At 48.6% G+C, this 12,939-nt stretch carries 13 protein-coding genes; 2 read left to right on the top strand and 11 right to left on the bottom strand.

Annotation, left to right across the window (positions count from 1 at the left end; translation table 11 throughout):
- Nucleotides 1-30 precede the first annotated feature (30 nt).
- A complete protein-coding gene (locus tag ACTHTJ_RS06185; RefSeq protein ID WP_082815528.1) occupies nucleotides 31-294 on the bottom strand; it encodes a helix-turn-helix domain-containing protein in 264 nt (87 codons plus the stop codon).
- Between the two features lie 220 nt (nucleotides 295-514).
- On the opposite strand from ACTHTJ_RS06185, the gene ACTHTJ_RS06180 reads away from it, so the two are divergent.
- Nucleotides 515-1,234 carry a LexA family transcriptional regulator gene (locus tag ACTHTJ_RS06180; protein ID WP_070585014.1) on the top strand — a complete coding sequence of 240 codons (720 nt, stop codon included), beginning with the start codon at nucleotides 515-517 and terminating at the stop codon, nucleotides 1,232-1,234.
- 243 nt (nucleotides 1,235-1,477) lie between these two features.
- Here ACTHTJ_RS06180 and greA read toward each other — a convergent pair whose 3' ends face one another.
- Nucleotides 1,478-1,954 carry a transcription elongation factor GreA gene (gene greA, locus ACTHTJ_RS06175; protein WP_003684304.1) on the bottom strand — a complete coding sequence of 159 codons (477 nt, stop codon included), beginning with the start codon at nucleotides 1,952-1,954 and terminating at the stop codon, nucleotides 1,478-1,480.
- Between the two features lie 345 nt (nucleotides 1,955-2,299).
- Between greA and ACTHTJ_RS06170 the strand changes: the two genes are divergently transcribed.
- Nucleotides 2,300-3,709, top strand: coding sequence for a PepSY-associated TM helix domain-containing protein (locus ACTHTJ_RS06170; protein WP_070584969.1), 1,410 nt, complete (start codon nucleotides 2,300-2,302; stop codon nucleotides 3,707-3,709).
- A gap of 211 nt (nucleotides 3,710-3,920) precedes the next feature.
- Here ACTHTJ_RS06170 and rplS read toward each other — a convergent pair whose 3' ends face one another.
- The 9 genes from rplS to ACTHTJ_RS06125 all read right to left on the bottom strand — a co-directional run bounded on the left by rplS (nucleotide 3,921) and on the right by ACTHTJ_RS06125 (nucleotide 12,827).
- Nucleotides 3,921-4,286 carry a 50S ribosomal protein L19 gene (gene rplS / locus ACTHTJ_RS06165; RefSeq protein WP_003679470.1) on the bottom strand — a complete coding sequence of 122 codons (366 nt, stop codon included), beginning with the start codon at nucleotides 4,284-4,286 and terminating at the stop codon, nucleotides 3,921-3,923.
- Nucleotides 4,287-4,300: 14 nt separating this feature from the next.
- Entirely contained in the window at nucleotides 4,301-5,050 is a 750-nt protein-coding gene (trmD, locus tag ACTHTJ_RS06160) for a tRNA (guanosine(37)-N1)-methyltransferase TrmD (RefSeq protein ID WP_003679468.1), read from the bottom strand.
- Nucleotides 5,050-5,559 carry a ribosome maturation factor RimM gene (gene rimM, locus ACTHTJ_RS06155; protein ID WP_070460175.1) on the bottom strand — a complete coding sequence of 170 codons (510 nt, stop codon included), beginning with the start codon at nucleotides 5,557-5,559 and terminating at the stop codon, nucleotides 5,050-5,052. Before rimM ends, trmD begins: the two co-directional genes overlap by 1 nt.
- 15 nt (nucleotides 5,560-5,574) lie before the next feature.
- Nucleotides 5,575-5,823, bottom strand: coding sequence for a 30S ribosomal protein S16 (gene rpsP, locus ACTHTJ_RS06150; RefSeq protein WP_003679465.1), 249 nt, complete (start codon nucleotides 5,821-5,823; stop codon nucleotides 5,575-5,577).
- Nucleotides 5,824-5,898: 75 nt separating this feature from the next.
- On the bottom strand, nucleotides 5,899-8,289 hold the full coding sequence (locus ACTHTJ_RS06145) for a bifunctional acetate--CoA ligase family protein/GNAT family N-acetyltransferase (RefSeq protein WP_070584971.1): 2,391 nt from the start codon (nucleotides 8,287-8,289) through the stop codon (nucleotides 5,899-5,901).
- 55 nt (nucleotides 8,290-8,344) lie between these two features.
- The gene (locus ACTHTJ_RS06140) at nucleotides 8,345-9,742 is read right to left on the bottom strand and encodes a HAMP domain-containing sensor histidine kinase (protein WP_070584973.1); all 1,398 of its coding nucleotides are present in this window, start codon (nucleotides 9,740-9,742) and stop codon (nucleotides 8,345-8,347) included.
- A gap of 15 nt (nucleotides 9,743-9,757) precedes the next feature.
- Nucleotides 9,758-10,435 (bottom strand): two-component system response regulator MisR, encoded by a 678-nt coding sequence (misR, locus tag ACTHTJ_RS06135; RefSeq protein WP_003748666.1) that lies wholly within the window; start codon nucleotides 10,433-10,435, stop codon nucleotides 9,758-9,760.
- A 206-nt stretch (nucleotides 10,436-10,641) separates the two neighbouring features.
- Nucleotides 10,642-12,474, bottom strand: a complete 1,833-nt coding sequence (locus tag ACTHTJ_RS06130; RefSeq protein ID WP_070584975.1) for a PglL family O-oligosaccharyltransferase — start codon at nucleotides 12,472-12,474, stop codon at nucleotides 10,642-10,644.
- Nucleotides 12,471-12,827: a DUF2069 domain-containing protein gene (locus tag ACTHTJ_RS06125; protein ID WP_039862096.1), complete on the bottom strand. Its 357-nt coding sequence runs from the start codon at nucleotides 12,825-12,827 to the stop codon at nucleotides 12,471-12,473. The genes ACTHTJ_RS06130 and ACTHTJ_RS06125 overlap by 4 nt, the downstream gene beginning before the upstream one ends.
- Nucleotides 12,828-12,939 lie beyond the last annotated feature (112 nt).

The raw sequence follows: 12,939 nt of genomic DNA, 5'->3' as shown, positions 1-12,939 counted from the left end.
TTACTCTTTTGGAACTATTTAGCAAAACAGTTATCTATTTATAGATCTTGGGAAGGTTGGCTTATGGTTTCGTTTCTCAAAACGAGATGGCCAGATTTCTTCTGCGGGTACTCCAATCGCTGCTGCAATGATTCTTTCGCCTTTCAGATAAGGAGCATCTAAAGCTTTCCCTAATGTATTTGGTGCTAAATTAGCCTCGATAGATAACGCTCTTACAGACCAGCCTGCCTTTTTAAGACGAGCCACAATGTCAGCACGATGCCAATCAGTCATGGTTTCTTGCTTTTTTTTCATTCTCGCAATTCCTTAATTAAGTAGGTTTATTAACCGCTGTTATTTAGTAAGTGAGTGAATTATATTTAGCAAAACAGTTTCCTTCAACTCTTTTGCTAAAATATTTTCTCAAAAACGTGATTATTTTTACAACATGTTGATTATTTGAGTAATCTTATTTAAGCAAAAGAGTTTGTTTTTTGCTTAATGTTTTGCTTAAATGAGTTATATCAGGAATGCTATGGATACTTTTTTAGATAGGCTCAAATTTCTTTGGCCTCATGGGGCTAAGCCATCTGACATCTATAACAAAATAGAAATGTCGGCTTCTGGATTTAATAGAGTTTGGAAAGAGGGAGCTATCCCAACAGCCGATTACCTAGTAAAAATTCAAGAAGTTACCGGTTGTGATTTAAACTGGCTTTTGACCGGCAAAGGCTTACCGTATCTCGATAAAGCCAGGCCGGAAAACGCCGGAGCCTTCCCGGTATCCAATACCGGCTCGGGCGCGGTAGATACCTTGGGCAATCCGGTTGATCTGCGTGAGTTTGTCTTTATCCCGCGATACAGCGTGGAAGCGGCGGCAGGGCATGGACAAACAGTGAATGATGAAAAACCATTATTCTGCATGGCTTTCCGGAGATACTGGATAGAAAACTACGTTACCCGGCAGACAGACAAGCTCTCCGTAATCGCCGTCAAAGGCGACAGCATGGAAGGCATCCTGAATCACGGCGACAACATCCTAATCAACCACGCCGAAACCGAGCCGCGCGACGGCCTGTACGTCCTACGCATAGGAAACGACCTGTTTGTCAAAAACATCCAACGCCTGCCCGGCCGGCTCTTGGTCAAATCCGCCAATCCCCTTTATGAGCCTTTTGAAATCGACCTCACAGCCGACAACACCGATACAGCCATCATCGGCCGGGTAGAATGGTTTGGCCGTACCGTAAACTGATTTTAAAACCCTCTTAAAATAGTTTTAAAAAATTCCCAATCCCGTCAACTTCAAACAAAAAACCGCGCATTCCGGCGCGGTTTTGTGAAAAAGCTGGCGTAACTTTTCCGGATACAAAAAAACGCTGAAATCCACGTCTTTCCGAGATTTCAGCGTTTTTTTACTCTATTTGTTCCTTGTGCAAAAACTAACAGTCCCCCACAAAGGCCGTCTGAAAATGTTTTCAGACGGCCTTGAATTTATTTAGATATATTGTACGGCAATAATGTCATATTCACGCACGCCGCCGGGTGCTTGAACTTCTGCAACGTCGCCTTCTTCTTTGCCGATCAGGGCGCGGGCAATGGGGGAGCCAACGTAGATTTTGCGTTCTTTGATATCTGCTTCATCTTCACCGACGATTTGGTAGGTAACTTGTTCTTCAGTTTCCAAATCTTCCAGTGTCACAGTTGTGCCGAACACGATTTTACCTTCAGCATGGATTTCAGCAGGGTTGATGATGTGCGCCATAGAGAGTTTGTGTTCCAACTCGGCGATACGGCCTTCGATAAAGCCTTGACGTTCTTTGGCAGCTTCGTATTCTGCGTTTTCAGACAAGTCGCCGTGTGAGCGTGCTTCGGCGATGGCTTCAATGACTTCTGGGCGTGCTACGCTTTTGAGGTGTTGAAGTTCTTGTTTCAACAATTCTGCACCACGGACGGTCAAAGGGATTTTTTGCATAGAGTTCTCCATGAAAGCATGATGATGCTTTTAAAATTTTATCCGGCCACGCGCGGTAGCCGGATTGAAAATAAAAATACAAGCCGCCAAAGCTTGGCGGCTTGATAAATAAATAAGTAATGCTCGTATTCTACCAAATTCTGCCGAAACCGCAATGATTAAAACGGATTTTCAGTAAAGTGTTGTTTTCTTTCTATTTTGTTTTTTTCAGACGGCCTGAAAACTAAATATTGAAGTATTTCAAAGCTGCATGGGAAAAACGGTTTCTTAAATGAATGTTTTTGATTAAAATACCTGATGCTAATTCGTAGTAATTAGTCTGCTTTAACTATACGAAGAGATTATATGGAAACAAAACCAACTCCCCAAAATGAACAACAGGCTAACCGCCGTTATTTGACTGTTTGGCGATGGCATTTTTATGCCGGACTTTTGGTTGCGCCGTTTTTAACCCTGTTGGCTGTTACAGGGTTGGGAATGCTGCTATTTGCCAATATCACCGGTAAAGAAGGCGAACTCATACATGTTGCGCCGCAGGCAGTGGTTCAGCCTTTATCGGCTCAGGCTGAAGCCGCCAGACAGTTTGTAAATCCGGAAACTGCTTCGGTAGTGCAGTATATTGCGCCGCGCGCAGATGATATGGTTGCCGTATTCCGCGTGAACAATGACGATAAGGCTGCTATGGTTGCCGTTGATCCCTATACGGCGAAGGTCGTCAATTCAACGCCGCGCAATGACGGCTGGTATCACATCATGGACGAAATCCATGGCGATATGATGATCGGCACGGTGGGCGACTATATACTGGAAACAGCCGCTTCACTGACTATTTTGATGATCATTACCGGGATTTACCTGTGGTGGGCAAAACAGCGCGGTGTGAAATCCATGCTTGTACCGAAAGCAGGTAAAGGACGTACATGGTGGCGTAGCATGCACGGCGCATTCGGCACTTGGGTTTCTTTGCTTCTGTTGCTGTTCTGTCTCTCGGGCGTTGCTTGGGCGGGAATTTGGGGCGGTAAGTTGGTTCAGTCTTGGAGCCAATTCCCTGCCGGTAAATGGGGCGTCGAACCGAACCCTGTATCTACCGTGCCGACCCACGGCGATGTGTTAAACGACGGTAAAATCAAAGAAGTGCCATGGGTTCTGGAGCTTACGCCTATGCCTGTTTCCGGTACGACGAAGGGCGAAAACGGCATCAATCCGAGCGAACCGATGACTTTGGAAACAGTTGACCGCTTTGCCCGCGAAATTGGTTTTGAAGGCCGTTACAAGCTTAATTTGCCTAAAGGCGAAACGGGCGTGTGGACGCTGTCTCAGGACTCGATGAGCTACGATATGCCCAGTCCGACCGCCGACCGCACGGTACACATCGATCAATACAGCGGCAAAGTCCTTGCCGACATCCATTACGATGATTACAACTGGTTTGGTAAATTCATGGCGGTCAGCATTGCGCTGCATATCGGTACGATGGGCTGGTGGAGTGTGCTGGCGAACGTTTTGTTCTGCTTGGCAGTCATTTTCGTCTGCATCAGCGGCTGTGTGATGTGGTGGAAACGCCGTCCTTCGGAAGCACGTGGTTTGGTTCCTCCTGCACAGAAAATCAAATTGCCGGTATGGTGGGCAATGGCTGTGCCACTTCTGATTTTGGCTGTGATTTTCCCAACAGCTATTGCCGCAATTGCTGTTATTTGGATTTTGGATACACTGTTGTTGTCGCGTATCCCTGCATTGGCAAGATGGTTTAAATAACCGCCCGATGTGATTAAAGGCCGTCTGAATCTTTTGTTTCAGACGGCCTTTTGTATAAAGGTTAAAAGAAGCAAGGGAATTATGATTCTGTTTAAGTTTATGCGCGAGAAGTGTATTGTGATTGGCTTGCAGGATTGTGTAAGAAAGATGAGGAGATCTTGTATAAAAACAAAAAACCCACTTCATTGAAGTGGGTTTTTGATGAAAGCGATTAACCTTTGCGAGCAGGCAATTTTTCTTTAATGCGAGCTGCTTTACCGGTCAGGCCGCGCAAGTAGTACAGTTTGGCGCGACGTACGTCACCACGGCGTTTAACTTCGATTTTTTCTACGGTAGGAGAGTAAAGTTGGAAAGTGCGTTCTACACCTTCGCCGCTAGAGATTTTGCGAACGATGAAGTTGCTGTTCAGGCCACGGTTGCGGCGAGCGATAACAACACCTTCGTATGCTTGCAGACGGCTGCGAGAACCTTCAACTACGCGTACAGATACGACAACGGTGTCGCCTGGAGCGAATTCAGGGATTTCTTTGTTCAAGCGAGCGATTTCTTCTTGCTCTAATTGTTGAATCAAGTTCATTTGTTTTTCCTAAGTTATGATTGGATTTCCTGTTGCTCTTGCAAGATTTCTTTTAAGAGGCGGGATTCCTTTGGGATTAAACTGCGCTTTTCCAATAAATCAGGTCGGCGCTCTAAAGTGCGTCGCAGCGATTGTTTCAATCGCCACTCGGCAATCAAGCCATGATTTCCTGAGCGTAAGACCTCGGGAACCATCATGCCTTGGAATTCTACGGGTTTGGTGTAATGAGGACAGTCTAAAAGGCCGTCTGAAAACGAGTCTTGTTCGGCTGACTGTATATCGCCCAATACACCCGGGACCAATCTTAAGACGGCATCCATCAACATCATGGCGGGTAATTCACCGCCCGAGACGACAAAGTCGCCAATGCTGATTTCTTCGTCCACACTGCTTTGCAACAGTCTTTCATCTATGCCTTCATAGCGTCCGCATAGAAGAACAAGATGGGGCAGTTCGGCAAGTTCTGCAGCTTTTTTATGCGTCAGCGGCTGACCTTGCGGACTGAGATAAATTACTTTGGCAGGTTTTTGCGAGTTTGCTTTGGCTTCTTCGATTGCCGCTTGAAGCGGCGGCGCCATCATAATCATTCCCGGACCACCTCCGAAGGGGCGATCATCAATATAGCCAAGTTTATTGTCGGCAAATTTACGGGGATTGATGGCTTGAAACTGCCAAAGATTTTGTTTTCTTGCTCTGCCTGTAACGCCATATTCGACAATGCTGTCGAACATCTCTGGGAAAATGGTGATGGCTTGAATCAGCATCAGTAGTCCAAACCCCAGTCGGCGATAATGGTTTTGCTGTCGGTATCGACAGATTCGATATAGTTGGAGACAAAGGGAATCAGGATTTGTCCGTGTTCGCCTTTAATCATCAAAACATCATTTGCACCGGTTTCCATCAGGTTGCTGACTTTGCCGAGGACGATGTTTTCTTTGTTGATGACGGTCATGCCGACTAAATCTGCCCAGTAGTATTCATCTTCCTCAGTAGGGGCGAATGACTCTCTGGGGATTTCGATGGTATAGCCGCGCAAGGCAAATGCTTGGTCGCGATCGTCTATACCTTCAAATTTGACCTGAAGTTCGCCATTGACAATTTTACCTGCCTCAAGCATAACATCCAGGGTTTTGCCATCCTTGCACAACTGCCACTCGGGGTAGTCCAGCAGGCTGTCGGTATATTCGGTATTGGCGGCAATTTTAAGCCAGCCTTTAATGCCGAATACGCCTTTGATGTAGCCCATGGCTACCCGTTTTTGAGTGTCTGTCATGGTCGTTTCGGCTGATTAAGCAGCGATTTTTTGCTCTTTAATCAGTTTGGCAACTGCGTCGCTAACTTTCGCGCCTTGAGCAACCCAGTGGTTGATGCGGTCTGCGTCGAAACGTACGCGTTCTTGTTTTTCGTTGGCAACGGGGTTGTAGAAACCTACGCGCTCGATGAAGCGGCCGTCACGACGGTTGCGAGAGTCAGTTACGACTACGTTGTAGAAAGGGCGGTGTTTTGAGCCGCCGCGAGCCAAACGGATAACTACCATTTTGAGTCCTTTTGAAAAATGCGGATATATAGAAACCGCTAATTTTAGGATATTTCACACGGGTTATGCAAGTTTTTATTTGTTTTTGTTGCTGTTTTGCCATTCGTTCAAATCGAGGCTTGCTTGATACAGGCCGCGATCGGTCTCCGATGGGGTAACGGTAAATCCTGATTTTTCAGCGAGTTTGAGCATCGGTGTGTTTTCTTTGAGGATTTCCGCATTCATGGTTTGGTAACCTTGCTGTGTGGCAGTTTGGATAATGAAGCTCATCATTTTGCCGGCCAAGCCGGTTTTGCGTACTTCAGGCGCTAAAGTAATGCCGAACTCGCACTCATTGCGATTGATGCGGCTGTAGCGGCTGACTGCGACGATACGGCCGTCTGAAGCGAAGGCTGCCCACGCGCATTCGGTATGGAAATCGGGACGGGTCAGCCGTGCGAGTGTGGGCAGCGGTAACTCGTTGGTATGGGTCATGAAGCGAGTATAGCGGTCGGCCGCGGGTAATTGGCGGACAAATTTTTGTTTGGCTTCGGCATCTTCAGGTTCTAGTGCGCGGATGTGCAGTGTGTTGCCGTCGGGCAGGGTAAAGGTATCGGTTTGGCTCGGATAGGGTGCGAGTACGTTTTGTATCTCGGGCGTTTCGGTTTTAGGGTGCAGCAGTTCGGAAGCGGCTTCGCCGGTGTTGCGTAGGAATTCGGCTGCGACCGGATTTTTTTGTTGGAGGTAGGCGGCGGCACTTTGCATTTTAGCGGCGGCCTGTTCTAAGGTTTGGACGGCTTTTTTGGGGATTTTGGTTGTCGGCGCGGCTGGTTTTTCCACAATTTCGGGAATGATGGTGCTGCTGTATTGGCTGCCGTTGTAGTTGAGGATGATGTCGCCGATATGCTGGTTGTTGTGGATAAGCGTGTTTAGGGAATACAGGAATTGATTGAGAACGGAAGTGTTGTCGAGTTCTGCAAATTGGCTTAAACGCTGGATATCGAGTGTGGTAAATGGAGGTAATGCGGCTTCGGTTTTGCCGTTGTAATGGGCGGAAAGGATGTTGCCGTAAATGGCATGGCGGCTGAACCGGAACTGGACGGCATTGTGTTTTTGGGTTTGGCACGGAGGCAGGTATAGGGCTTCCGCCATCAGTTCGGTTTGGCCGGAAGCAATGGCTTTATCGATATTTTTGCTTTTAGGTGTTTTCAGACGGCCTGTTTTGGCTGGCGCAGGGGTATTTTGCACCTGTTGCAAATAGGCGGTTTGATTGCGGAAATAAAGTGTCAGTAAGGCTTCTTCCGGCGTGTTAAACCGAGTCAGGCCGTCTGAAAAACGATAGCTGACGAGAATGGGCTTGCTGGTTTTTTGTGTCAAATTATCCAGAGTTTGATGAATGCTGTACGCATCCGGCGTATCTGGCGAAATAATGCCGAGCAGGGCTTGAGTATGCGGATTTTGTAATTGTTCGAGCGCCAGACGGTGGATGCGTGCAGGCGTGGGGTTGCTGCCGATGCAGCCTTGTCGGATGGATGGTACATCGGTTGGGAGGTCGAGGGTCAATTCACAGGCATTGGCGGTAGTGTGCAGCCATTCTATCGGCGTGTCGGACAGAATGGTGGGGTTGGTAATGACGGGAATGCCGGAAAGGTGGGCTTTTAGGGCTGCTTCCAGCTCGGCGGTATTGAATACCGGTTGGAAATTGCAATGGCGGCTGAGGCTGCGCAGGATGGCTTTGTCTGTGTCGTTGGTATGGTGTGTGGACAACAGGATAAGCGGGGTGTGACGTGTGAAGTGGCGGATGGCGCTGAACAGCTCGCGTTGGTTTTCGGTCGGATTGTAGTGGATGACGGCAACTTTGGTATGGCGGTTGTGGCCGAAGCGGTTGAGCCAGTCGGCGGATGTGGTGGGACTTAGGTTGTAGTTGAGGCTGATGTGGCGCGATATGCCTTGATGCATTGTGTTCAGCAGATGGTTGATGTTGCGGCTGACAGTGCTGTGGCCGGTGAGTAATGCGATATGGCCGGCCGGATAGTCGGCTTGGGTGCCGATATTGAGATTGAGTGAGGGAAGTTGGACGCCTGCGCTGTTACAAACGCTGATGTTTAATTCGTCGCCGTGATATTTTTGAATGATGGAACGGGCGTTTTTGCAGGATTCGGGCGGCAGGTTCTCCCAATCTTGGATCAGGATAATGTGGCGCAGGCCTTTTTTGCGGCAGGCTTTGAACAGTGTGTCGTAATGGTCGTGCGGGATGACGGCAACAACTAGGTCGGCCTGGCCTGGAATTTTGCTGAGGCTGGAGTAGGAGGGGAGGCCGGCAACGCTGCTGTGGCGGAGATTGACGGGCGTGATTTTGCCTTGATATGAGGAACCGAGCAGGTGGCTGAAAATGCGTTCGCCAAGGCTGTGGGGGCGTTCGCTGGCGCCGACAAGGATGATGTGTTCGGGCATGAAGAAGTAGCCGGTTTGGACGGTTGCATTCATGATGGTTCCTTATTTGTGTTTTGGGCCGTCTGAAGAGTTTCAGACGGCCTTATTTTTAGGCTTCTTTTTTGTCTCCGGCTTTCTTTTTGGGAAGGATGAAACGCATCCTCAGGCCGTTGGGTTTGATGTTTTCAGCAATGATTTTGCCGCAGTGCTGCTCCATGATGTGTTGCGTCAAGGCAAGCCCCAAGCCGGTGCCGGGTTTGTGTGCGCTGGAGTCGGCACGATAAAAGGCGGTAAAAATATGCGGAAGCTGCATTTCATCGACACCCGGGCCGTTGTCGGTAACATCGATAATCCAGTGTTTGCCGTCTTGTCCGATATGAGCCTGAATGGTACTGCCTTCCGGACTGTAGTTGATGGCATTGCGGATAACGTTGTCGAAGGCACGGTATAGATAGCCTTCGTTGGCACTGATTACGGCATTTTCAGGGATTTTAGGGTCAATGCTCAGGGTAACGCTTTGATTGTTTTGGTGGGCAATGCTTTGGTTGTCCTCAATCAAGTTGGTCAGGAATGAAACGAGTTTGAGGTTTTCTTTTTCCAAAGGGATATTGGAAGTCTCTAGGCGGGAGAGGGTCAACAATTCGCCGACCAAAGTATCCATGCGCACCAGTTCGCCTTCGAGTCGCTTGAGATATTGCTCTTGTTTTTGCGGCTGAGATTGAATCAGGCCGACAATCGCTTGCATACGTGCCAGCGGCGAACGCATTTCATGAGAAACGTGGTGCAGCAGGTGGCGCTCTTTGGCAACAAGTTTTTCAAGTTTCTCGGCCATTTTGTCGAACTGCACGGCAAGGTGGGACAATTCGTCGTCACGGTCGTCAACTTGTTGGGAAATACGGGTTTCGAGTTCGCCGTTGGCTACTCTGTCCATGCCGCCACCAAGAATTTTGATGGGCTTGGTAATGTTGTTGGCAAGGATGTATGCCATCAGCAGGCCGACGATGATGATGAAAGACAGAATGATAAATTCGTGCCAAATAGGCGAAAGCGGCAAGCCGGGAATGAAGAGCGGACTAGGGAGACGTTGGGCCTGATGGTTGTCCCAGCCTTTAATGAAGAAGAGGTATTCTTCGCCAAAACGGTCGTATTCGATGTGTGCCAAATCAGATTCAGGATTGTTGATGGCAAAGATACGGGCGCGTTCGATGGAGAGGCTATCGATGTCGCGGCCTAAAATATCTTTTTTATCATCGCCGGTAATCACATAAACGGCATTGGAAACCGGATTGTTTTTCCATTCCGAAAGAATTTCACGCGCACCGCTGTCTCCGCGCGAGTTAAACGCGGAGATGATGCTGCTCATTAATGTGGTTTCGATGGTGCGGCGTTGGTTGAATTGGTTTTCGGCGAGGGTATTTTGTACCAGCCAAAATGAAAAACTCGCCACAAAGATTGCGCAGACGATAACTGCGCAAAATGTGGCGAAGATGCGTTGAAACAGTTTCATTGATCTGTTTAATCTTTAGTTTTTAACAAACAGGTAGCCTAAGCCGCGTACGGTTTGAATCAAGGAGGCATCGCCCAATTTGTGGCGGATGCTGGAGATGTGTACGTCGATGCTGCGGTCAAATTTAGCCAGTTTGCGGTCGAGTGCCTCGATAGACAGGGTCTCTTTGCTGACGACTTGTCCAGCGTGGCGCATCAAAACTTCGAGCAGGTTGAATTCGGTGCTGGTCAATTCGAGCGGAGTGTCTTTGATGCTGGCTTGGCGTTTGGCCGGGTACAAAACGACGTCGCTGACGGAAATGCTGTTAGGCGCGTTGTTTTGTTCGTTGCTGTGTTGCGCACGGCGCAGGATGGCGTTGATGCGGGCCAAGAGTTCGCGCGGTGTGCATGGTTTCGGAACATAATCGTCCGCACCCATTTCCAGACCGATGATGCGGTCGATGTCGTCGCCTTTCGCGGTCAGCATGATGATGGGTACGGTGCTTTGGGTGCGTACGTTTTTCAGCACGTCCAAACCGTTCATTTTAGGCATCATGGAGTCTAATACGACGACATCGTATTGTCCGGTCAGAATTTCTTGAACGCCGGCTTCGCCGTCGGGAACACTATGAACGTTGAGGCCTTCGGCAGTCAGGTATTCGGTCAGCAATTCGGTCAAGAGGGCATCGTCATCTACGAGTAATACGCGACTCATGGAATTTCCTTTTCGTGATTGTATGCGCCGCGGTACTAAATGGCAGTATGGCGCTTAAAATAGAGTTGTGTTCAATCTTAACATGCAATCTGCTTTTGTTGATAGCGTAATTTTCTGTGCTTTTGCGCTTTTTTGCATAGAAACTCGCTGCTCTTTACATTTTCAGACGGCCTGTAAGGACAAACTGACAATTGGGTGTGTTTTGTTCAGGGTTTGTCGCATGATTGGGCGGTTTGGTGTTTCGGTGCGTTGATGAAATCTTTGCAATCGGACAAAAGTTTGGGCAGCAAGGGGGCGAATGCCGGGTGGCTGCGTATTTTGTCGGCGTAGAAATACATCATATAAGGATAATAATATTGCATTGCCTGCATCCATTGCGCACCTTCTTCTTTTTTGCCTTGTCGGTAGAGGTAAAGGCCGACTTGGTAGGCGCTGGAGTAGGGGCGGTAGGTCAGGGCTTTGAGTGCGGCTTCTTCCGCCCACGGACGGATGTAGGCATCGGTCGGGTCGGCACGTTTGCTCAAGCTCAAATCGGCGTAATAGGCAAGCATGGGGCTTTCTTTGGAAAGTCGTTGCAAGCCGTCGATTTTGTTTTGAACTGTTTGCGGATCGTCGGTTTTCCCTACACGGCTATATTGGGTCAGATTTTGATATTCCCAGCTGAGGTTTGCCATGCCGATTAAAATCGATAAAGCAGCTATACCGCCTGCCCATTGTCTGATTCGGGTAGATAAAGGGCCGTCTGAAACATCTTTCGGATAAGAAGGTGTCAGAGACAGAATCAGGCTGAATACGGTAAGGAAGTAGATATACCAAAGCGGATATTCGAGCATGCTGTGGCAGAGGCTGACGGAGGCGGCAGTCAGTAAAAACAGCGAGGCCGGTGTTTGGTTGAGTCCCAACAGTCGCCATACGGCTGCAAGCAGGGTTAAGGTTGCGAGCAAGGTGCCGGCAATGCCCATTTCGGACAATAACTGCATGACGATATTGTGCGAATGGGTAAACAGTACGCCGAGGATATTATTGGGGAAATATTGTTGCTGGGCATTGATCAGAAAGGTTTGCTGGGCAAAGCTGTTCCAGCCATGGCCGAACCAAGGTGCGGATTTAAAGGCAATCCATGCTTTGCTCCATTCGATTTGGCGCATGGAGCCTTCAAAGCCGCTGGTGCCTGCGCGTTCGACAGCAGTTTCGTATTTGATGTTGCCAAACAAATCCAACAGGCTGCCCATACCGAATTGGAAAGCGGCGGCCAGGATGGCAGTCAGGAGAAAAATGCACAGTGCGCGTTTGTGTTGGAAACGGGTACGCCAAAACCATAACGGCGTAATCAGGAATAGGGCGGCGATGTAGCCTAAGATGGTGCGCGAGTTGACAAGGCCGAGGGTTGCGGTCAAAGCCAATACGAACAGAAAACCTGCTGTATTGGACATTTTGCGTGCCGTCCATAAATAGGATGCCGCCAAAATGCCCCACATTAAATAATGTCCCAAATGATTGCGCTGGCCGAGTTGACCGTTTACGGTGCCGTTGCTTCGGGCAATGATACCGTTCAACCACTCTACGTTGGACCAGCCTTTAAATTGCAGCCAGATGATGGTGGCTTGTATGGTTGCCCCTATCAATAAAGACCAAGCAAAGATGCTGACGACGCGCTCCTGTCCGTAAGCTGCTACCCAGCCCCGCACCGACCATGCGCCCAGTGCCAAAATGACAAAGGTCCAGGCAGTAATATCGCTCATGCCGGGGTAGGTAGAGTGCATGAGGCGCGCTTGGAGCGACCAAAATGCAGCCATGGCAAACAAACCGATACTGAGTGCGGGAAGGCGGATATTCAGCAGGCCTTTGTGTGCGCTAATCAATGTCAGTACCAATGAGCCGCTCAGTGAAATGGCTTCCAGATAAAAGCTGGGTAATGGGCCGACTCGGTAGAGTGAAAGAAAAGGGATGGCACAAATCCAAAGAAAACTGAGCCATAAAGGCCAAAAGGTTTTCACTGAAGATTCAGTCAGGCCGTCTGAAAGTGTGTGGTAGGTCATTTTGATGTGTGTTTTTGTTGTTTGATAAATGCAAGGCAGCCGAGGAAAAAGGCAATGCACAATAATACGGAAACGGCGGCGCAAATCCGGCTGGCGAGAGCCGTGTCTGCCAGGCGCATACAGGCTTCGGCAAAGTAAATCAGAATCAGCATGGAGCTGTATTGGTAAGTGTAGATGCGTTTTTTCAAAATGCCGGTCAACGGCAAGCACAAAGGCAGGGCTTTCAGTGCCAACCATGAGCCGCCTTCGCGCAATGGCGCGATCCATAATTCCCATGATAAGGAAAGCAGGATCAGCAGGATAAGGCTTATGGAAGTTGCAAGATAAGGTAATGGGGAGCGTGTATTGTTCACAATATTGAGGGCGTAAAGCCGTACTGGAAAACTTAAAATTATACCGCTAAAAAGGCAGGGTAAGCCAAGAATATTGCTTAAAGATGTTGAAGAAAGGATTTATTGTTTTTTC

This window comes from Neisseria sp. P0018.S001, from assembly GCF_051957355.1.
Lineage (GTDB): Bacteria > Pseudomonadota > Gammaproteobacteria > Burkholderiales > Neisseriaceae > Neisseria > Neisseria subflava_A.
Note: the sequence above shows the minus strand (reverse complement) of the source record. Positions and strands in the feature narration are given on the sequence as shown.